The 20,195-nt window shown below is 63.1% G+C and carries 20 protein-coding genes; 7 read left to right on the top strand and 13 right to left on the bottom strand.

The genetic code is table 11. The annotated features are described in order from the left end of the window. Window positions 1-194: 194 nt before the first annotated feature. The 3 genes from R4P64_RS18820 to pdxH are packed head-to-tail and all read right to left on the bottom strand — an operon-like array spanning window position 195 to window position 3,158. Window positions 195-1,142 carry an aldose 1-epimerase family protein gene (locus R4P64_RS18820; protein WP_317540755.1) on the bottom strand — a complete coding sequence of 316 codons (948 nt, stop codon included), beginning with the start codon at window positions 1,140-1,142 and terminating at the stop codon, window positions 195-197. A 40-nt stretch (window positions 1,143-1,182) separates the two neighbouring features. Further along, window positions 1,183-2,448: an MFS transporter gene (locus R4P64_RS18815; RefSeq protein WP_033234105.1), complete on the bottom strand. Its 1,266-nt coding sequence runs from the start codon at window positions 2,446-2,448 to the stop codon at window positions 1,183-1,185. Then, window positions 2,445-3,158, bottom strand: a complete 714-nt coding sequence (gene pdxH / locus R4P64_RS18810) for a pyridoxamine 5'-phosphate oxidase (protein WP_219111481.1) — start codon at window positions 3,156-3,158, stop codon at window positions 2,445-2,447. The genes R4P64_RS18815 and pdxH overlap by 4 nt, the downstream gene beginning before the upstream one ends. 245 nt (window positions 3,159-3,403) lie before the next feature. Between pdxH and R4P64_RS18805 the strand changes: the two genes are divergently transcribed. Then, the gene (locus tag R4P64_RS18805) at window positions 3,404-4,531 is read left to right on the top strand and encodes a citrate synthase 2 (RefSeq protein WP_033234104.1); all 1,128 of its coding nucleotides are present in this window, start codon (window positions 3,404-3,406) and stop codon (window positions 4,529-4,531) included. A gap of 76 nt (window positions 4,532-4,607) precedes the next feature. Here the strand turns inward: R4P64_RS18805 and R4P64_RS18800 are convergent, their stop codons facing one another. Continuing rightward, complete coding sequence (locus R4P64_RS18800) at window positions 4,608-5,585, bottom strand: iron-siderophore ABC transporter substrate-binding protein (protein WP_317822194.1); 978 nt, start codon at window positions 5,583-5,585, stop codon at window positions 4,608-4,610. A 192-nt stretch (window positions 5,586-5,777) separates the two neighbouring features. On the opposite strand from R4P64_RS18800, the gene serC reads away from it, so the two are divergent. The 3 genes from serC (at window position 5,778) to R4P64_RS18785 (ending at window position 9,153) form a co-directional block, all read left to right on the top strand. Further along, on the top strand, window positions 5,778-6,905 hold the full coding sequence (serC, locus tag R4P64_RS18795) for a phosphoserine transaminase (protein WP_033234102.1): 1,128 nt from the start codon (window positions 5,778-5,780) through the stop codon (window positions 6,903-6,905). Window positions 6,906-7,095: 190 nt separating this feature from the next. Then, on the top strand, window positions 7,096-8,070 hold the full coding sequence (gene sepH / locus R4P64_RS18790; protein WP_317540752.1) for a septation protein SepH: 975 nt from the start codon (window positions 7,096-7,098) through the stop codon (window positions 8,068-8,070). 90 nt (window positions 8,071-8,160) lie between these two features. Further along, a complete protein-coding gene (locus R4P64_RS18785) occupies window positions 8,161-9,153 on the top strand; it encodes a DUF6928 family protein (protein WP_317822191.1) in 993 nt (330 codons plus the stop codon). Window positions 9,154-9,157: 4 nt separating this feature from the next. Here the strand turns inward: R4P64_RS18785 and R4P64_RS18780 are convergent, their stop codons facing one another. From R4P64_RS18780 to R4P64_RS18770, 3 genes are read right to left on the bottom strand one after another with little or no spacing between them, the layout of a single operon-like run. Further along, window positions 9,158-9,412 carry a DUF2537 domain-containing protein gene (locus tag R4P64_RS18780; protein WP_172935731.1) on the bottom strand — a complete coding sequence of 85 codons (255 nt, stop codon included), beginning with the start codon at window positions 9,410-9,412 and terminating at the stop codon, window positions 9,158-9,160. After that, complete coding sequence (locus tag R4P64_RS18775; RefSeq protein WP_045069787.1) at window positions 9,412-10,218, bottom strand: TrmH family RNA methyltransferase; 807 nt, start codon at window positions 10,216-10,218, stop codon at window positions 9,412-9,414. The genes R4P64_RS18780 and R4P64_RS18775 overlap by 1 nt, the downstream gene beginning before the upstream one ends. 31 nt (window positions 10,219-10,249) lie before the next feature. Next, window positions 10,250-10,858, bottom strand: a complete 609-nt coding sequence (locus tag R4P64_RS18770) for a TetR/AcrR family transcriptional regulator (protein WP_317822189.1) — start codon at window positions 10,856-10,858, stop codon at window positions 10,250-10,252. Window positions 10,859-10,925: 67 nt separating this feature from the next. Between R4P64_RS18770 and R4P64_RS18765 the strand changes: the two genes are divergently transcribed. Then, entirely contained in the window at window positions 10,926-11,474 is a 549-nt protein-coding gene (locus R4P64_RS18765) for a hypothetical protein (RefSeq protein ID WP_317822188.1), read from the top strand. Here the strand turns inward: R4P64_RS18765 and R4P64_RS18760 are convergent. The 3 genes from R4P64_RS18760 to R4P64_RS18750 form a co-directional block, all read right to left on the bottom strand. Continuing rightward, a complete protein-coding gene (locus R4P64_RS18760; RefSeq protein ID WP_095888700.1) occupies window positions 11,458-12,765 on the bottom strand; it encodes an MFS transporter in 1,308 nt (435 codons plus the stop codon). The two genes, R4P64_RS18765 and R4P64_RS18760, sit on opposite strands and share 17 nt — an antisense overlap. Before the next feature lie 90 nt (window positions 12,766-12,855). Continuing rightward, a complete protein-coding gene (locus R4P64_RS18755) occupies window positions 12,856-13,287 on the bottom strand; it encodes a MarR family winged helix-turn-helix transcriptional regulator (RefSeq protein WP_033234097.1) in 432 nt (143 codons plus the stop codon). A 63-nt stretch (window positions 13,288-13,350) separates the two neighbouring features. Next, window positions 13,351-14,805 carry an NCS2 family permease gene (locus tag R4P64_RS18750; RefSeq protein WP_033234096.1) on the bottom strand — a complete coding sequence of 485 codons (1,455 nt, stop codon included), beginning with the start codon at window positions 14,803-14,805 and terminating at the stop codon, window positions 13,351-13,353. Between the two features lie 115 nt (window positions 14,806-14,920). Here R4P64_RS18750 and R4P64_RS18745 point away from each other — a divergent pair, with 115 nt between their 5' ends. Continuing rightward, a complete protein-coding gene (locus R4P64_RS18745) occupies window positions 14,921-15,175 on the top strand; it encodes a DUF2530 domain-containing protein (protein ID WP_092806589.1) in 255 nt (84 codons plus the stop codon). A gap of 7 nt (window positions 15,176-15,182) precedes the next feature. Here the strand turns inward: R4P64_RS18745 and R4P64_RS18740 are convergent, their stop codons facing one another. From R4P64_RS18740 to R4P64_RS18730, 3 genes are all read right to left on the bottom strand, one after another. After that, a complete protein-coding gene (locus tag R4P64_RS18740; protein WP_033234094.1) occupies window positions 15,183-15,737 on the bottom strand; it encodes a phosphatase PAP2 family protein in 555 nt (184 codons plus the stop codon). 10 nt (window positions 15,738-15,747) lie between these two features. Further along, window positions 15,748-18,420, bottom strand: coding sequence for a sacsin N-terminal ATP-binding-like domain-containing protein (locus R4P64_RS18735; RefSeq protein ID WP_317822538.1), 2,673 nt, complete (start codon window positions 18,418-18,420; stop codon window positions 15,748-15,750). A gap of 68 nt (window positions 18,421-18,488) precedes the next feature. Then, on the bottom strand, window positions 18,489-19,301 hold the full coding sequence (locus R4P64_RS18730) for a DUF3027 domain-containing protein (protein ID WP_317540920.1): 813 nt from the start codon (window positions 19,299-19,301) through the stop codon (window positions 18,489-18,491). Between the two features lie 38 nt (window positions 19,302-19,339). On the opposite strand from R4P64_RS18730, the gene R4P64_RS18725 reads away from it, so the two are divergent. Then, window positions 19,340-20,176, top strand: coding sequence for a glutaminyl-peptide cyclotransferase (locus tag R4P64_RS18725; RefSeq protein WP_317822187.1), 837 nt, complete (start codon window positions 19,340-19,342; stop codon window positions 20,174-20,176). Window positions 20,177-20,195 lie beyond the last annotated feature (19 nt).

The raw sequence follows: 20,195 nt of genomic DNA, 5'->3' as shown, positions 1-20,195 counted from the left end.
CCGCGCAAAATGTGCCGCCGAATCGAACGGTGTTCGGCAAATCCCGACTATCGAGACTTCGCAGCCGTTTGTTACAGCCTCCCACTATCTGGGATGCGGATCACAGTGCCCAGCGCTCGATCCCAAGATCACAGAGCACGATCCTCCGGATCGAATTGCACGATCCTCCGGATCAAATTGCGCGATCCACTGGATTAAATTGCACGGATCCCCCATACGCCGGACCACGTTTCGCCCGGGCCGAGAATCAACATGTCGATTCCCGAGTTGAAGGCGTCCGGTGGGCATGTCATCGGTTCGAGCGCCAAGGCCCGACCACGGTCGGGATAGCCCTTACCGTTTGCGGGATCAGCGATGAAGGCCTGAATCCACGGAAACTCGCGCGTCGTCCACAGTGCGGTCCCGGTCCCGTCCGGCGCAAGCAATTCGTGCTGTGTGCGGCCACTACCGTCGACCACGTCCAATGCACTGAACGGCGTGTCCAGCTGCACACCTTCGAGTGGGCGCGGGGTCCGGAAATCGAAATCCGTGCCCTCGACGGCCTGCGAATACGCATTAGGCAGCATCCGCTCCGGATCGATCGGCAATCGTGTTCCCGCTGCCAGGTGCAGTGAGCACTCGTCGAGTGGGACATCACCGACGCGGATGAACGGGTGCGTGCCAAGTCCGAAGGGCGACGGAGTGGCGCCCTTGTTGGTCGCGGTGTGGGTGACCGTCAATCCTGTTTCGTCCACTGCGTAGACGATCGACAGCGCAAGCGGATACGGCCAGCCCTTGTGCAGGCCGACGTCCACCGACAGTTCGACGCGATCGAAGGTGTGATCGACGAGGTTCCAATTGCGACGACGCACAAACCCGTGGCTGGCGTTGTTCAGGACCGGTTCGGTGATCTCGAGTTGATGCTCGATACCGTCGAACATGAAGTGCCCGTCCCGAATCCGATTGGGCCATGGTGCCAGGACCAAACCGGCCGACAGCGGCGGCTTCGATCCGAGTTCCCAGGTTTCGGTGAGCGCACGTTTGCCGGACGGCCCCTCGTGATCAAGCAATCGCAAACCTGCTCCGGCTGCCGCGATTTCGGCACGATAACCCCCACCACGGATCTCGAAGCCGCCCTTGCCCGTGCTGTGCGGTTGCGTCATGGAATCAGTTTCCCCCACAAACCGCCCACATACTAGGACGTCAGACGGCGCGTCCCACCCGGTAAGCGACGAATGTCGGGAACATGATCGCCGACACGACAACGCCGATTACCACCAAAACGCCGCCGCCGGCCGCCGCCACCCCCGTTCCGAACAGGAAGGCAGCAGCGCCGTGCACCACGTCGCCGATACGCGGACCGCCCGCGACAACCACGATGAAGACGCCTTGGAGTCGACCACGCATGTCGTCCGTCGCGACCTGCTGGAGCATCGTGCTGCGGAACGCCGCTGAAATCATGTCGACGGCGCCACCGACCGCGAGGAACGCGACCGCCACCCAGAGCAGAAGCACGCTGGATCCGGGACTGGCGTAGTACACGGCCACACCGAAACCGACCATCGACAGTCCCCACAACGCGATGCAGATCAAGACAGCACGCCCCTGGTACTCCACCCGCGGTAGCCAGCCCGAGAACACGCCGCCCAGAACGGCTCCCGCCGACATCGCGGCGAACAACAGTCCGAGGGCAAAGCCGCCGGTGACGGGATCACCGAACGATTCGTGCGCGATTTCCGGGAACAGTGCCCGCGACATCCCGAACACCATCGCGATGATGTCGACGACAAACGACGCGAGCAGCACCTTCTGCGTGGCCAGATAGGCAAAGCCGCCAAGGACCTCGCTCAGACCGGCCCGTCGCGACGTGCCTGTCGGCGGAATCGCCGGCAACTTCCACACCGCCCACAGTGTGGCGAGCAGGAAGATCGAGTCGAGCAGGTACAGCAATTGCAACCCAGCAGTCGGAATGAGCACTCCGGCAAGCATCGGACCAGCGATCGCGCCGAACTGCACAACCGTCATGTTCAGTGAGTTCGCAGCAGGCAGCTGCCTACCCGGTATCAACCTCGGAATGATTGCCGCCCGTGTCGGCTGATTGACCGCAAAAAACGCTTGCTGCACGGAGAACAGCACGAGCACGAGCCACACGTTGTTCACACCGAGCGCCGCCTGTATCCACAGCAGCACCGACGTGACGCCGAGTCCGATCGACGTGATCATCAGGAGCCGTCGCCGATCCATCACGTCGGCGAGGGCACCGCCCCACAACCCGAAAACGATCAACGGGACGAGACCGAAGATTCCGGTCAGACCGACATAGGCCGAACTGCGCGTGATCTCGTACACCTGTTGCGGAACAGCCACAACACTGAGCTGGGCGCCGATAACGGTGACGATGCCGGCGGTCCACAGGCGGCGGTAGTCGAGATTTTCGAGCGGAGTCGTGTCCGCGAGAACCCGCCTCACGGTTGGAGACGAACTGCGGACCACTGACCGTCGACGACGGTGGTGCGGACCCGGTTGTGCATACGGTTGGCGCGGCCCTGCCAGAACTCGACGGACTCCGGCCGGATCAGAATCCCGCCCCAGTGCGGCGGCACGGGAATCTCTCCGTCGATGCCGAAGCGTGCGGCCACCTCACGGAGTTGTTCGTCCAAGACGGCGCGTGATTCGACGGGCTGCGACTGATGGGACGCCCACGCTCCGAGCTGCGATCCTCGCGGACGGGTTCGCCAATACTCCTGTGTCACTTGCGGACTCACATGCTCGACTGCACCTCGAACAGTGACCTGGCGGGCCAGGGTCAGCCAGGTGAAATTGGCCGACGCATACGGATGGGCGTCGAGTTGCCTGGCCTTGTCCGAACCGTAATTGGTGAAGAAGAGGACCCCATCATCGGAGAGCCCCTTGCACAACACGGTCCGCGACGCGGGGTGACCGTCCTCGCCGAGAGTCGAGAGCGTCATCGCATTCGGTTCCGGCGCATCCGCCTCGACGGCGTCCAACAGCCACTGACGCATCAGTGGCAACCAACCGTCGGCAACCTGACTTACGTCCAACTCGACGCGCATCCGATCGTGCACGGCCTCCGATTCACTGCCTGGTTGCGGGTACCCCACACGCATCGCAGCGAGTTCACTGTTCACCACCACCGGGTCCTGACGTTCCTTCGACACAGCCCAGAACGCTACTCCCGGGTACCAACCGGCCACCGACTACTCGGGACGCGCTAAAGTTTGCCGTGGCTAGACCCGATCCGAACCGCGAGCCGCACCAGCGACAGCAGCCGAATCGGGACCAGACGATTGCGCAGTACGAAACACGGTGCGTGCTCATCCCTGCGAGCACCGAGGCGCAGTCACGGAAGCTGAGGCAGTGCGACTGAAGACCTGGCGCACTCGAACGAGGAGAGTCCACGAGAATGGCAGCGAGCGCAGCAATACCGGACGATTTTGTGAGCGGACTCGAAGGCGTCGTAGCCTTCACCAGCGATATCGCCGAACCTGACAAGGACGGCGGCGCACTGCGTTACCGCGGCGTCGACATCGAAGACCTGGTCGGCCAGAAGGTGACCTTCGGCAACGTCTGGGCACTGCTCGTCGACGGCCGTTTCGGCCCCGGCCTGCCGCCGGCCGAGCCGTTCCCCCTCCCCATCCACACCGGCGACGTCCGTGTCGATGTCCAGGCCGGACTTGCGATGCTGGCCCCCATCTGGGGATACGAGCCGCTCCTCGACATCGACGACGACACCGCTCGCGATCAGCTCGCCCGCGCGTCCGTCATGGCCCTGTCGTACGTCGCACAGTCCGCTCGCGGCATCTACCAGCCGGCAGTTCCGCAGAAACGCATCGACGAGGCCAAGACCGTCACCGAACGCTTCATGGTCCGCTGGAAGGGTGAGCCCGATCCCGCGCACGTCGAGGCAATCGACGCGTACTGGGTTTCGGCAGCCGAGCACGGCATGAACGCCTCCACCTTCACGGCCCGCGTCATCGCCTCCACCGGCGCCGACGTCGCGGCTTCGCTCTCCGGCGCCATCGGCGCGATGTCCGGCCCGCTGCACGGCGGCGCACCGGCCCGCGTTCTCCCGATGATTGAAGAGACCGAGAAGACCGGCGACGCCCGCGCACTGGTCAAGGGAATCCTCGACCGCAAGGAAAAGCTGATGGGCTTCGGGCACCGCGTCTACCGCGCCGAAGATCCCCGCGCCCGCGTGCTCCGTGCAACCGCGAAGCGCCTCAACGCTCCCCGCTACGAAGCTGCCGCAGCTCTCGAGCAGGCAGCGCTGGCAGAACTGCGTGAGCGTCGTCCCGATCGCGCGATCGAGACCAACGTCGAGTTCTGGGCTGCCGTCATCCTGGACTTCGCCGAGGTTCCCGCGCACATGATGCCTGCCATGTTCACGTGTGGTCGCACCGCTGGTTGGTGTGCACACATCCTCGAGCAGAAGCGCCTCGGCAAACTGGTTCGCCCGGCAGCCATCTACACCGGCCCGGCACCGCGTACTCCCGAGTCCGTCGAGGGCTGGGATCAGATCAGCCACTCGTAAGTTTCTCCGCAGCACAATCAACCGGCCGGGTACCTCGCACGAGGTACCCGGCCGGTTGATTCATGTCGGAACGACGTCAGGAAACACGTTCGGCGATAAGTGGAACCAACTGCTCGAGCGCAAACGGTATGGACAGCACCGAATTCGTCGAAAATGCATCGGAGATATCCGAGTCACTGTCCAGGACTATGAAACGTCCGTCCTTCACGGCCGGAATCTGCTGGAACAGTGCGTTGTTCGTCACGTCCGTGGTCGGCATGTAGATCGGCAACGCAACAACGAAGTCGGCGTCGAGCATGTCCAAGTTCTCCTCCGACACCGGGATGAAGAAGTTCTCGGTTGGCACGGCTTGAACTCGAGGATTGTTCACGAACCCGAGCTCGGTCATGAAATCGACTCGCGAGTCGCCGGTCACGTAGGCGCCCCAGCCTTCGGATGTGTAGGCGATGACCGTGACTGTCTTTCCTGCGAACTCCGGATGTGCCGCCTTCGCTTCTGCGTATTGCGCGTCGATCTGTGCGAGCAGATCTTCACCTTTCTCGGGCACACCGAGCGCGGTCGCGACCGATGTGACCTGGTCGTCGAGTGATGTGAGGTAGGCGTCACTTCCCACGGGCATACCGACTGTCGGCGCGATCTTCGCCAGTGGGTCGTTCCGGCTCTTGTCCCCGGAGCTCTTCGTGTCGAGGATCAGGTCAGGAGCCAGAGCCGCGAGCGCCTCGAAAGACGGTTCCATGGTTCCGATCAGCTCTGGTGAGTCCTTGTACAGCCCCTGTGCCCAGGGGCCGACGCCGTCGCCGCCGAATGCGAGCCAGTCGCTGGCACCCACTGGCTGAGCGCCGAGCGCTAGTGCCGTCTCGGCGTCGCCCCAACCGAGCGCCACCACGCGTTCAGGCTGGGATTCGATGGTTACCGCACCAAATTCGGTGTCGATCGTCACCGGGAACGCACCGCCGTCTGCGCCGGATTCGTCCGTGGAATCGGTCGTGTTCGAGGCACACGAAGTCAGAACAATCGCCGTGACGAACAGCAGGGCTATGGAGCGAACTTTCATGAGTGTCCTCGCGTTGCCGAATCGACTGTGGTGGCGATAGTAACCGAGCCGCAACACTGGTGGTGGGGTCTCATTTTGCGGACCCACGAAGCGTTTCGACACTCGTCGCAGCACCTCGACCGTCCACTACGACACCGCAGCCGTCTAAACTAACCCGGCAAAGGTTCCTCGACGTTTAGGACGCACTGACCAATGGCTGACGCTACCGCCCCGATCATCCCCGCCGATCTCAAGCCCGCTGACGGACGCTTCGGCTGCGGTCCTTCCAAGGTTCGCCCCGAGCAGCTGCAGTCCCTGGTCGACGTGGGCGCTTCGGTGTTCGGCACCAGCCACCGCCAGAAGCCGGTCAAGAACGTTGTCGCCAGCGTTCGTTCGGGTCTCGCCGACCTGTTCTCCCTCCCCGAGGGATACGAGGTTGTCCTCGGCAACGGCGGAACCACCGCATTCTGGGATGCCGCTGCATTCGGCCTGATCCGCGAGAAGTCGCTGCACCTGACCAACGGCGAGTTCAGCTCCAAGTTCGCTTCGGTCGCCAAGGCCAACCCGTTCATCGGTGACCCGATCGTCGTCTCCGCTGATCCGGGCAGCGCACCGGCGCCGGTCTCCGACCCGTCTGTCGACCTCATCGGCTGGGCACACAACGAGACCTCGACCGGTGTTGCTATCCCCGTCTCGCGCCCCGCCGGTTCGGAGAACGCCCTGATCGCCATCGACGCCACCTCGGGCGCCGGCGGACTGCCCGTCAACGTCGCCGATTCGGACATCTACTACTTCGCTCCGCAGAAGTGCTTTGCTTCGGACGGTGGACTGTGGATCGCACTGATGAGCCCGGCCGCCCTCGAGCGTGTCGCAGAGATCAAGGATTCGGGACGCTGGACCCCCGACTTCCTGTCCTTGCCCATCGCCGTGGACAACAGCTCCAAGGATCAGACGTACAACACTCCGGCACTGGCAACCCTGTTGCTCTTCGCCAACCAGATCGAGTGGATGAACAGCAACGGAGGCCTCGACTGGGCCACCGCACGCACCGCCGACTCGTCCTCACGCCTGTACAACTGGGCCGAGGCCAGCGAGTTCGCAACGCCGTTCGTCGCTGATCCGGCACACCGCTCGCAGGTTGTCGGCACCATCGACTTCAACGACGACGTCGACGCAGCCGAGGTTGCAAAGATCCTGCGCGCCAACGGAATTGTCGACACCGAGCCGTACCGCAAGCTCGGCCGCAACCAGTTGCGCGTCGGCATGTTCCCGGCCATCGACCCCGAAGATGTCACCGCTCTCACCAAGAGCATCGACTGGGTCGTCTCGCAGCTCGGCTGAGCCACGCCTGTAGTTCTCGTATCACGCCGCCGGCCCAGACTCCATCCGCGAGTCGAGGCCGGCGGCGTGATTGCGTTGATATCCGTACGCGACCGGTCTGCCGGGAGTGTCCTGCCGGGCTGGTCATCACAAATGAATTACAGTTGACTGCGGCGCAAAGTCGCGAGCCGGCGCGATAAGGGAGGTCAATGTGCGAGAGCTTCGAGTGATCGGACTTGAACCCGATGGATCGCATGTGGTGTGCGCCGACGCCGAAACCGGCCAAAAATTTCGACTCCCTGCCGACGACAAACTGCGCGCAGCGTGCCGGGGTGATGTAGCTCGACTCGGCCAGATCGAGATCGAAAACGAAAGCCAGCTCCGCCCCCGCGAAATCCAGGCCCGCATCCGATCCGGCGCTTCCGTCCAGCAGGTCGCCAAGGAAGCCGGCATCCCGGTCAGCAAGGTCGAGCGCTACGCATACCCCGTCCTTCTCGAACGCTCCCGAGCAGCAGAAATGGCGCAGGGTGGGCACCCGATCCGTGACAACGGACCCACCGTGCCGACGCTCGCGGAAATCGTGACTCACGCATTTCGTGCCCGCGGCCACACCATCGACGACGCCACGTGGGATGCCTGGCGCGACGAGGACAATCACTGGGTGGCTCAGCTGCAATGGCAGGCCGGGCGCAGCACCAACGCCGCACATTGGCGCTATCAGCCGGACGCTCACGGTGGAACCATCGTCGCGCTCGACGACACTGCATTCGACTTGATCGATCCGGATTTCGGCCGCCCATTGCGCGGTCTGGCACCGGTGGTCTACGAGCGACCCGAACTGTCACGGATCGATAACAACTTCGAACCGGACGAAGAAGTCAACCCTGAAGCCGATACTCACGACGCTGTCACGGTTGTCACCGAAATACCCCCAGTCGCGGAAATCCCGGCTCGGGTAGACACTCCGGTTCGCGTGGAGACTCCGGCTCGCGTGGAGGCTCCGACGGTCGAGGCAGAGGTCGAAGCCGAGCCCGAGCCGCAGATGGACGTAGAAACCCCGGAACCTGCCGAAGACGTCACGCCCAAGGCAGCGCCGCAACAATCGTCGACCAAGGACAAGCGCGGAAAGCCCGCGCTTCCTTCATGGGACGACGTTCTCCTCGGTGTGCGTAGCAGCGGCCGCTGACGCTCCCTCCCGGAGCGGACCGGCGGCAAGATCACCGGCCGATTCGTCGTATTCTTCTAAGCAGCGAGGGTTCAGGAGAGAGGGCGATCGGTGGCTGCACGTGTATCAACAATTTGGTTTGTCGACAACAATGACGTTCGCGCTGAACTGAGTTTGTACCCGCAGCCCGACCAGGCCGCGGCACTCGCGATCGCGCAGCGACTACACCCCGGCAAAGAGTTCGAGTCTCTCGGCCCACACCCGCTGTCGATCGCTGCGACCGTACAACCCGGCTATCTCTTCATCGGCACCTACGAGAACATCAGCGTCGTCGCCAGCGCAGAGTTGAGCGCCTGCCTTCCGTCGGAACTTCCTGAGTCCTGGCTACTTTCGCCGCACGCGCCGCTCACCTTCCTGGTCAGCTCGTCACCCGACCGCGCGCAAGGGTCCTTTGCCATCTGGGAAAACGGCCAGCTGCGACGCTCGTTCAGCGCACTCCCGATCGACATCGTCGAGAACATCGGCATCCCACAGACTTGGGAGTTGCCCTACTGGTCGGGCAAGCACCCCTTGCGTTACCCCCCAGGCATTTTGCCCGATCCGCAAGCACTGCCGTTCCACCCCCAGCAGTTCGCCGAGGCCGCCAACGCGGAATGGCTGGGATTCCGATACACGGGTGCGCCGCACGAGGGCGATCTCGACAAGACTCAAATCCTGTTGTGGGGATTCAAGATTCACCAGAAGTCGGAAGCCCCGAAGGCGACGGTGCCGACAACCGAGCAGCCTGAGCAGGCGCAGCAGGCGCAGCAGGCAAAGCCCAAGCCTCCAGCACCAGAACCAGTTGAGATCCCACTATCAGCTCCGACACCCGTTCCGCCGGCAAAACCGGTTGCTGTTGCGCCCGAACCAGATCCACCGATAACAGAACCGAAGGCAAGGGAACCGAAGCCCCCGACACCCGTCGCACCTGAGCCCCCTCGACCTGATTTCACCGACGCGCCAGAAGTCCCCCGGGCTCCAATTCCTGAGGCTCCAATTCCTGAGGCTCCAACTCCCGAGCCGAAGAAGCGAAGCCGCCTGGCCCGATACTTCGGCTTCCACTGAGTACTCAGGCGATCGCGGCTATCCACCCCAACGGAATGCCTACTACCGCACCGTAAACCACCCATCGCCAGATGGGGACGGCCCGCCACCGCCACACGGTGGGAGCCAAGCCGGCCACCGCGATGACGTTGACCGCAACGGCAAGAAACACGTTGACGTGTGCCAGGCCCTGGCTGAACGCGCCTACCGCGGCAGTGGACAGCATTGCGGCAAAAATCGATACCACAACACCGGTGAACCAGGGAGTTCCGGTCGGCATTACTGCCGGGTCCTGACTCGTTCATAGAAGGCCATTGCGGCGGCGGTGGCGACGTTGAGTGAATCCGTACCCGGCGCCATAGGGATTTTTGCGCGAATATCCGTCGCACGCATGGCATGTTCGGTCAGGCCAGGACCTTCGGCGCCGAGCAACAGGGCTACCTTGTCTCCGGTCATCGCTTCGGCCAGCGTCACGGCCTCCGGATTGGGCGTGAGCGAGATGAGCTGAAAACCGTTGCTGCGCAGCTCTTCCAGGTCGTACGGCCACTTCTCGACATGGGCAAACGGAACTCGCAGTACGTGCCCCATGGACACGCGGACCGAACGGCGGTACAGCGGATCGGCACAGCCCTTTCCAAAAAGTACGGCGTCGACTCCGAGCCCCGCGGCGTTGCGAAACATCGAGCCGAGGTTTTCGTGATCGTTGACGCCTTCGAGAATGGCAATTGTTCGGGCGTCCTGCAGGATGTCCGAGACAGCAAGCGGCGTCGGCCTGGCAGCTGCGGCAAGCACTCCACGGTTGAGATGGAATCCGACCACTTCTGCCATCACCTCCGCACTGGTTCGATAGAAGGGAACATCAACACCGTCGAGGTCCTCGGCAAGTTCCTGCAGTCGGCGATCGACCCCGAGGAGACTGATCGGCTCGAAACGCGAGGTCAGCAGTCGCTGGGTGACAAATACCCCCTCCGCGATGACCAAACCCTTTCCTTCGGGGAGGTCGGGTCGGCGATCGGAGGAGTTGAGATCGCGAAAGTCATCCAACCGGGAATCGGCTGGATCTGAGATATCGATGACGTGAACCACGGCTTCTATGGTGCCGTATCGGACGACGTCGTCAGTCACTGCTCCCGGCTGCGGTGATCAGTGAATCGAAATGGGCGTCGAGCACTTCGGTGATCGCGGCCGGGTTCACCCGGTCAGGATTGTTGACACCGTGCGCGGCAAGCCCGTCGACCAGCGCGTGCAGGCGCATTGCTTCGCTGTCGATGGAACTGCCGGACCGAAGAAAACCTGAATCACTCAACGCGTCGACGAACTGACGGAAGTGCCCGAACAGGGTTCGATCCGTCCGCTCCCGGACCACCGCCAAGTCCGGTTCTGTTCGCGATGCCGCGGCGAATGCCTCCCAGACCTGCATTTCTTCGCGGCGGTCGGCGTCGAGGGGCACAAATTGTTCGGCAAATTGCCGTATCGCCCGCCTGATGTCGGGATCGAACTCAATGCCTGCGATTCGATTCTCGACGCGGACGGAGACCAATTCCATGGCAAAGAGCAAGAGCTCGGATTGAGTCGCGAAGAAGTGTCGCAGGGAGCCCGTGGACATGCCCGCCTCGTCGGCGACGGTACGGACACTGGCGGCGGCCATTCCGTCGCGTCTGATCACACGCCAGACCGCTTCCGCGATCTGTTCACGGCGCTCTTCGGAACTGGGTCGTTTCACCACTTCACAAAAGTAACACAGCTGTGCTAGTTTTCAATTACTAACACAGTCGTACTAGAAACGAGTTCCCATGATCGTCACACTCATCGTTGCCTGCGAGATCATGTTCTGGGTTTTCATCGCTGCAGGATTGACGGCTCGGTACCTGTTCCGGAAACCCGGCGTCGGCGCTGGCCTCTTGATCTGCGCTCCCCTGGTCGACGTCGTACTTCTGGTCGCCACAGCCCTTGATCTGCGCGACGGCGGGCAGGCAAACGCCAGCCACGGACTGGCGGCCGCCTACATCGGTGTATCCATTGCGTTCGGGCACAGCCTCATCTCGTGGGCCGACGCGCGATTCGCCTACCGATTCGCCGGTGGACCGAAGCCCGTCGCACCTCCGAAATACGGGACGCCGCGGGCGGTCCGAGAGTGGCGTGAATTCGGGAAAGCAGCATTGGCCTGGGCCATCTCGTGTGGGCTACTCGCCGCCGCGATCATCATGGTCGGCGACGCCTCTCGCACCGAGGCACTGAGCAGTTGGATCCGCACACTCACCGTGGTTCTCGCAGTGTGGGGCGCAATCGCCCTCAGCTACACCGTTTTTCCGAAGAGAGAAAAGCTCACGGTGCGCGGTTAGCTTCCACCGCTTGCTCGGTCGCATCACAGACGACGGCAGGACGCAGGTCGAACACCGGCAGGCGTCCGCCGTCGTCGGGCATTTTCAACCGAAGTTTGAGGCCTTCGCTGCGCAGGAGATATACCCCCGCCAGGGAGGCGGACACCAGCGAGATCGCGCCACCGATGATCAACGGTGCCCGCGGATCGACGGCGTCGGCCAACCAGCCCAGCATCGGACTGCCAAGTGGGGTGCCACCGAGGAAGCTGAGCATGTAGATACCCATCACCCGCCCCCGCATCTCCGACGGCACCGACATCTGCAGGATGTTCATCGCCGACGTCGTGAAGGTCAGTGTCAGTGCGCCGGTGGGAATCAGCATCAACGCCACCAGCGGGTAGGTGGGCATCAATCCGACAGCAATTTCGAAGAGACCGAACGCCGCTGCCGCGCTGAGGAACGTGCGCAGCCGCGGAGCGTCCTTGCGTCTGGCGGCATACGCGGCGCCGGCCAAGGTACCCACAGCGAGTGTGGTGGAGAGCAATCCGTAGGCGTCGGCGCCGCGATCGAACGTGGTACGCGCCATCACCGCGAGGCTGATCGGAAAGTTCAGGCCGAACGTCGAGACCATGAAAACCGACACCATGATGACCCGCAGGTCCTTACGGCCCCACACATATCGGAATCCGTCACGCACCTGTCCTTTGGCGCGCGGCGTCGGTTCCGACGGGATCAATTCCTTCGCATTCATCAGTGCTAATGCGACAAGCACACCACCGAAGGTCGCGACGTTGAGCAGGAAAACCCAACCCGTACCGATCAGATTGATCAGCACCCCGGAAATGGCCGGACCGATAATGCGTGCGGTGTTGAAAGTCATGGAGTTCAACGCAATTGCGTTGGACAGATGCTCTTTGCCCACCATTTCGATGGTGAACGACTGGCGCACCGGCGCATCCACCGCCGATACACAGCCAAGTGCAAACGCAATCAGATACACGTGCCACAGAGCAACGAACCCGCCGACGTCCAGGACACCCATCACCAGGGCACACAACGCGCTCGCCCACTGCGTGAAGATGAGAATGCGCCGCTTGTCGTACCGGTCGGCGAGGACACCGCCCCACACCGAGAGGAACAGCGTCGGTCCGAACTGCAATGCCATGACGATGCCGACTGCCAGTGCATTACCGTCGGACAGCGTCAGAACCAGCCAGTCCTGAGCGATGCGTTGCATCCACGTTCCGACCAGGGACACGATCTGCCCGGACGCCCAGAGACGGTAGTTTCGGTTGCGGAGTGCGGCAAACATGCCGGATTCGGGGTCACGGGGCACTACCCCATCTTGCTCCTGCGATCATTCGCGTGAGCAACTACCTCACCGCGACACCATGGAAAGCGGTTATTCGGAGGCGCTGACGATCTTTGTGATGATCTCGACAGCACCGCGAAGTGTTGCCAGATCTTCGGCGCTCAAGTCGGAAAGTCGCTCGTTCATCCAAGCCTCACGCGCGTGGGTCTCGTCAGCGAGTAGCGCATTACCTGCGTCGGACAAGCTCACGATGATCTGACGACCGTCCGTGGGATGGGGTGAACGCTGCACCAACCCCAGTTCTGCGAGGGACGCCACCACCCTGGTCATCGACGGCGGCTGCACCTTCTCACGCGCCGCGAGTGCACCTGGGGTCATTGGTCCCTCTTGCGAGAGTGTCGCCACAGCCGAGAGCTGTGTCAGGGATACCTGCGCGTCGGCCCGTCGTCCTCGCAGATGCCTGCTCAGACGCACAACCGCCAATGACAGATCACTGGCGAGCGCTCGAGTTTCGGTGGTCACGCGAGAACAATACGTCAACAACTGGCCGGTAGCCGGGTTATCGGTTACCAGCCAGTTGCAGGTTTACGTCAGTGCGTCGGTAATCGGCCCGACAGTGAAGTACGCGACGAACAGTGCCGCAACGATCCACAGCAACGGGTGGATCTTCTTGGCACCGCCGGTAGCAGCGTGCAGAACCACCCAGGAGATGAATCCGACGCCGATGCCGTTGGCGATCGAGTAGGTGAACGGCATCACGATCATCGTCAGGAACGCGGGAAGCGCAACCGAGAACTGCGTGAAGTCGATGTCACGGACCTGACCGATCATCAGTGCGCCGACGATGACGAGGGCCGGCGCTGCGGCCTCGATCGGCACTACCGAATACAGCGGTGTCAGGAACATCGCGACCAGGAACAGTAGACCCGTCACAACGTTTGCCAGGCCGGTCCGAGCGCCTTCCGCGATACCGGACGCCGACTCCACGAACACCGTGTTCGACGACGCAGACGCGCCACCACCGACGATGGCACCGGCGCCTTCCACGACGAGCGCCTTACCCACATTGGGGAGGTTGCCGTCCTTGTCCGTCAATCCGGCTTCCTTGCCGAGTCCCGTCATCGTGCCCATGGCGTCGAAGAAGTTCGCGAGAACGAGTGTGAACACGAGCAGGCTGGCTGCCAGAACACCGATTCGGGTGAACGCGCCGAAGAGACTGAAGTCCCCGACCAGGCTCAAGTCGGGCATGCCACCGAACATGTCGGGGATCGCGGGAACGCTGAGGTTCCAGCCCTTGGGGTTGGTTCCGAGCGACGGTCCGACCTCTGCAACCGCTTCGATGATCGCAGCCAGGATGGTCGTGGCGATGATGCCGATGAGCAGGCCACCACGAACCTTGCGCACCACGAGCACACCCATGATGAGAACACCGAAGATGAAGACCGCAGTCGGCCACGACGCGATGGAACCGTTGATACCGAGCCCGACGGGGACCGTCGTACCTGCGGCGTCGGGGATCCGACGGACGAATCCGGCGTCGACCAGACCGATGAACGCGATGAACATGCCGATACCGGCGGCAATGGCCGATTTGAGTGCATTGGGAATCGCGTTGAACACGGCGGTCCGGAAACCGGTGAGCGCCAACACGACGATGATGATGCCGTCGATGACCACCAGGCCCATGGCTTCCGGCCACGTGACCTGCGGGGCGATCGTGACGGCGAGCAGGCTGTTGATACCGAGGCCGGCCGCGATCGCAAACGGATAGTTCGCGATGATGCCGAACGCGATGCTCATCAGACCGGCAACCAGGGCGGTGACCGCAGCCACCTGGTTGACCGGCAGAATGTTTCCGAGGACGTCGGTCTTTGCGACGGCGTCATCCGCCGAGAAGCTACCGAGGATCAGCGGGTTGAGAACCACGATGTACGCCATCGCGACAAACGAGACAACACCGCCGCGAACCTCCGTGGAGATCGTTGATCCGCGTTCACTGATCTTGAAATACGTATCGAGAATTTTCCCGGGTGCCGCCATCTTTTTCCCATCGCTGTCATAGGTCGCCGGTGTTCTTGCGCCGCCGTGTGCCGGCGTACGAAGGCCGGTCGCATAAGGGAGAGTAGGGCACAGGGGTACGGGTAGCGTTAATTTTGTGAACGAGACGCCCAACACAACAACCGTTATCGACCGTTTGTCCGCACCGGCGCCGGCTCTCGTCGTCGGCACGCTGGCGTGGGTGGTCGCTACAGCCGTGGTCCTCCTCAGCGGTGATCGCTGGTCGGGAGCACTGCCCATCTGTTACGCCGGGATCGGCGTCGGATTCCTCGGCTACAGCCTCTTCTGGCTCCAACGCCGCGCTGCCCGCCGAGGCCGTCGAGGTGCCCAACAGGGCGCCGGACTGCTCTGAGAAGCGATCAGACCGGCTGTGGTTCGCGGCGGCGCTGTCGCGAGCGAGAGGTTCCCAGGATCCACACACCCGCCCAGATGACACCGAACGCCCACCCTGCCAGGACGTCCGTCATCCAGTGCGCCGCGAGGTAGACGCGGGAAAACCCGACAGCGACGGTGTACAGCGCGAGCGAAACAAGCATCGTGACTCGAACGAGCGACGGCAACGTCAGCCGAACGATCACAGCAGCCACCACCGTCGCAAGAATTGCCGTCATCATGGCGTGCCCGGACGGGAAAGAGTACGAGTCGATCTCGATCAGGCGCTCCGGAACCGGTGGCCGGGTTCGCGTGAAAATACGCTTCAACCCACTCATCACCAGCAGTCCGGTCAGCATGGAGCCCGCCACGAGGAGAGCGTCGATGCGCCGACCGCGCATCAACAAGGTGATCGTCAGGACCGTCGAGATGATCCAGGCGGCCAAGGTTCCACCGCTGTCGGTGATGACATCCACCACATCCACAAGCCACGGCGTCCGTTGGTCGACTGCAGAATCAAGTACCCACTGATCGAACGACACTGTTCCCCCCTCATATCCCCTGCGCAGCTGCCCACACACGCATCACGTGATGGATACCGTCACCGTCCACCCACCACGGCACACTCACCGTGGCCTCCACGGCGCCGGTCAACCGGACGGAGAGTTCGTGATGAATCACTACCTCGCCGCCGGGTACTTCCCGTCCGAGCGCCGCAAACATCAGGACCGCGTGCGGCTGCGCCGCCCATGAGCTTCGCACGCCCGTGCTCACGACCTGACCGCCTACGACAGACGATGCCGTCGCGACATCGAGCAAATCCGCCAATGCTTCCGCCGTCTCGAAGCTACCCAGAACAATTCGTTGTGTCGGCAATGCCGGACCGAGCCACGGCCGATCGAGAACCAATGCATCACCGGGGTCGACAAGTTCACCGGACAGCCCACGAACGAAGCTCGGCAAGCTCAACTCGTCCAGATCGAGGACGCGTCGCCGGGAAGCGTCGGCAAGCAAGTGGTGGGTTCGGGCGATGACGGCCGGTGCGGGCATACGCAGTGGATCCGCGAGCCGATCGAGCAACAGCTGAGCCAGTTCCGGATCGTCGACGGTATCGGACGCCAAGACGGAGCTCAGATACTCGCTGCCAGGGTGGTCGGCGACATCGAGGAGATCCTCGAACGTGCGATCGTGTGGTGCGCGCAGCAAACCCAGTATCTCGCCGCCCAATTCGGCGTGCGAGCGCAGCCACCACGCCGTGTATCCCCGACGGTCCTCGAGCAGGGTTCTCGTTGCCGGTGACTCCAGCAGCAGGGTCAGCGCATCTGCCCATCGGTTCTCGTCGACCAGGTCGAGGTCACGGACCGCCTCGATGTACTCGGGGTCCTCCCCCAACGTGTCCCACCACTGACCCTCGGAATCGAGATCGTGATCGGGTCCGGACGGCAACTCCTCACGAAAGACGGTGAAACCCCAGCCGACGCCGACGACGCGCAGGGCCTGCTCCCCCACCTGTTCGACAAAGCTCGGCTGCACCGTGCCAAAAGGTGAGTCGTCGACCAGGACAGTCGCCAGTGGTGCGCCGGGCAGGAGCAACTGGTCCGCGGAGCACAGCTCTCCGTCCGAATCCGGTAGCAGCACTTCGCCGATCCATGACGGCGCGGCGCCAGGCGCGACATGCGCGGCGAGCGAAAGAACCGTCGACGCCAATTCCGTTGCTACGGAATCATCTTGGTCGGCAGCATCCTCGATCAGCGCGCGCAACGCCGGGTCGGACAACAGATCCGTCGCCGTCGCGCTCGTTGCGCCCAAACGCGAGAGCAGGGGGTGCGATGCCTGCGGGTGCACAAGCCGGGTCCAGGGCACCGGCGGCACCGAATCGCCGAGTTCGGTACCAAGAACCACCGTTCGCGGACCGGTGACAATTCGTCCGTCCGACAGCGGAACCGGTAGCGTACCAAGCTCTTCCACCGCCAGAGCATCGACGACCAACGGCTCGAGCGCCACGTACAGCCGGTACCACCACGACGGCTCCTGATCGAGTCCGCTGAGCAGTTCCGCGATGCGCGCCAACCCGATCCGATGTGTCGACACCGCCGCCAAAGCCCGCTCATGGCGAGGTCCGGAAAGTTCGGGAACAACCAATCCGCCGATGACGTCGGTGAGCAATTCCGCCAAATCGTCGGTGAGACCAGGAACTACCGATGCCCGCTGCGGCGCCCGGTCAGGTTCCCCCACAACCGGAAGCCAGGCATTTTCCTGAAGTTCCTTCAGAAGCGCTTCCCGCAGAAGGGAATCCACTTCACTTCGCGCAAAAGCCGGAACGGACACAAGCGATGTGCGCTGATCAGCCGGCAACGCACCGACAAAATCCGCGTAGCCCCCAGCCAGCGCGGCAATCGACGCGCCGGGCAATATCCGTCGCCGATCCGGTTGCATCGCGATGTCCGCGACTACAAGCGCCGGGACAGACAATTCTTCGTCGGATCGCGTCGGCGCCCGCAGTACGTCTTCGGTGACCGGTGCGACTACTCCGTTTTTCACCGGAACTATCCAGCGGGCCTTGGCGCTCTGGTATTGCCACCACACCTGCGTGCCGATCGAGATTTCGGTCAGCCCGGAGTCCAGTAGACGCTCGGTACGCTCAAAGCTTTTGTCGCCCAGCCGAATAGACGTCAAACCCGGTAGCTCGAGGAGCAGATCCACGGCTTCACGTGCCATCCGAGACAACAGGGCGCCGCCGTCGACGTCGTCGCGGAGCGTGAGCACTACCTCCGAATCTGCGCCGGCGCGTGGCGACGCCTCCGACGGCCACACCAGACGCAGGGCCGGCACTCCCGACTCCGGAACCTTCAGACCGGCCTTCTCGATCTCGCTTCGAGTTTCCTTGGCGGAGAATCGAATCGAACCCGAAGTCGACCGCAGCTCGAGCTCGTCACCGACCGAACGAACGGCGGAAAATCCGACGCCGTAGCGCCCGACAACACCATCGGTGGAATCGATCTTGCCCGAAGCACGAAGAGCAGTCAGTGCATGAACACCGTCCTCGTCGAGCGGTCGACCGGTATTGGCAACAGTCAGCACCGAACCGTCGAGATCAACCCACAAGGAACCAGGCGCCCCGGCCCGCAGCGCCGCGTCGGCAGCGTTCTGTGCCAGTTCTGTGAGCAACCTGTCGCGGTAACCCGCTGCAGCCAAATCCGATTCGGTGGCCGCGTCCTCGCGCAGACGCGTCGGCGATTCCGCCCACGCGCGCAGCGTGGCGTCGCGGAGCGCGCCGGTCCCGAACGGATCCCCTACTCGGTGGATACCGAACCCGAATCTTCGGTGCCCGAGGCAGACGTGCTCGACATCTCGACGGCTCCGTCGTCGTAGGCGTCGAAAGCCGGAGAGCCGGCGCCGAGCGGAAGGCTGGTGTCGGAATGCGCGCCGCAGCCGTAACTCGCGTGGACGACGCGGCCGTCAGCGGACAGTTCGTTGCCACACACGCCGAACGCGGCGTGCAACGAACCTGCCAGCGGAAGATAGAAGCCGCACAGCCCACAGGTCGACGGCGCTGCCTTCGCCATGTCGGAGTCTGGTCCGAACTCTCCCTCGGACCATCGCGTAGCCGCGTCGAGCCGGCCCTCGAGGCTCATGACCTTCTTGCGTCCTAAACCCAGTTCCAAGGCGACGTCGTCGACCTCCGGGTCGCCGTTCGCGACGTAGCCGGGAACCAGTCGCGGATCCTGCGCCGGCGGAGCCAGCAGGTCGCCTGGCGACAGGTCTCCGGGACGAATCCGCTGATCCCATGGAAGCCACTCGGGCGCAACCAGTGCGTCCGGTCCGGGCAGCAACGCCAGCTCGCTGATGGTGGCGCGAGTATCGTCTGGACCTGCGGCAACAACAACAGCCCACTGCCACCCGCGGTAGCCGGGAAGGTCTGCTGCAAAACGATGGGTAGCGGCGAATTCATCCTCCGACGTCACGCCGAGGTATGCACCGACTCCGCCTTCGCGCAGCTCTACTACAGCTGCTCGGGCAAGATCGACGGCATCGGCCAGTACGGGGCGCGGCACTGCACGCTCAGGAGAAGTAGCAACACTCACTCCTCCAGTTTGCCGCACCACCACAAGTACGCAACGCACAGGGCTGCGATGCTGGACGGATGAGTAGGTCACGCGCCGGTTTCATCAGCATCGCCTCAGCGCTCGCAGTGATCACATCGGGTGTTGCGGGGTGCTCGACAACGGATGAGGAAACGCCCGATTCCGGGGCCGACAACTTTCCTCGACAGCTCTCCGCCGAGGTGATCGAGGTCTACGACCACGACGGCGGGGCCTTCACCCAGGGGCTCGAGATCGACGGAGACAGACTGTACGAAAGCACCGGGCGCGTCGGGGAATCGTGGGTGCGCTCGACGCAGTTCGACGGCACCCCGGTCTCCGGTCCCGATATTGCCCGTGCCGAGTTGCCGCCTCCACTGTTCGGTGAGGGCATCACCGTGATCGGTGACGACCTGTGGCAATTGACGTGGAAGAACGGCGTCGCGATTGTCCGCGACAAGGACACTCTCACCGAGCGCGGCCGATTTCCGCTCACCACCGAGGGCTGGGGGATCTGTGCATTCGAGAATCAGTTGGTCACCAGCGACGGCACGTCGACGCTGGTGTTCCGCGATCCGGACACATTTGTGGTCACCGATTCGGTGGAGGCCACTCGCGGCGGTCAGCCGGTCGCAGATCTGAACGAACTGGAATGCGCCGACGACGGAACCATCTACGCAAACGTCTGGCAGACCGACACAATCGTTGCGATCGATCCAGCTGGCGGGCACGTGAGCGGCGTGATCGATGCATCACCGCTGCGCAGCCGCCTTGATACCAACGGATCCGCCAACCCGGTCGACGTCCTCAACGGAATCGCCCAGATACCCGGAACCGACCGTTTTCTCCTGACCGGAAAGTATTGGCCACAGATCTTCGAAGTTCGATTTGTCGAGTGATTTCCAACTTTCCCCTCGA

The organism is Rhodococcus sp. IEGM 1366 (assembly GCF_033142425.1).
Classification (GTDB): Bacteria; Actinomycetota; Actinomycetes; order Mycobacteriales; family Mycobacteriaceae; genus Rhodococcus_F; species Rhodococcus_F globerula.
Note: the sequence above shows the minus strand (reverse complement) of the source record. Positions and strands in the feature narration are given on the sequence as shown.

Bases quoted from the DNA above. Each gene is read 5' to 3' on its own strand.
- R4P64_RS18780 (WP_172935731.1), bottom strand. From the start codon at position 9,412: ATGCCGACCGGAACTCCCTGGTTCACCGGTGTTGTGGTATCGATTTTT.
- R4P64_RS18725 (WP_317822187.1), top strand. From the start codon at position 19,340: ATGAGTAGGTCACGCGCCGGTTTCATCAGCATCGCCTCAGCGCTCGCA.
- R4P64_RS18820 (WP_317540755.1), bottom strand. From the start codon at position 1,142: ATGACGCAACCGCACAGCACGGGCAAGGGCGGCTTCGAGATCCGTGGT.
- R4P64_RS18805 (WP_033234104.1), top strand. From the start codon at position 3,404: ATGGCAGCGAGCGCAGCAATACCGGACGATTTTGTGAGCGGACTCGAA.
- R4P64_RS18760 (WP_095888700.1), bottom strand. From the start codon at position 12,765: ATGTTTGCCGCACTCCGCAACCGAAACTACCGTCTCTGGGCGTCCGGG.
- R4P64_RS18750 (WP_033234096.1), bottom strand. From the start codon at position 14,805: ATGGCGGCACCCGGGAAAATTCTCGATACGTATTTCAAGATCAGTGAA.
- R4P64_RS18765 (WP_317822188.1), top strand. From the start codon at position 10,926: ATGATCGTCACACTCATCGTTGCCTGCGAGATCATGTTCTGGGTTTTC.
- R4P64_RS18800 (WP_317822194.1), bottom strand. From the start codon at position 5,585: ATGAAAGTTCGCTCCATAGCCCTGCTGTTCGTCACGGCGATTGTTCTG.
- serC (WP_033234102.1), top strand. From the start codon at position 5,778: ATGGCTGACGCTACCGCCCCGATCATCCCCGCCGATCTCAAGCCCGCT.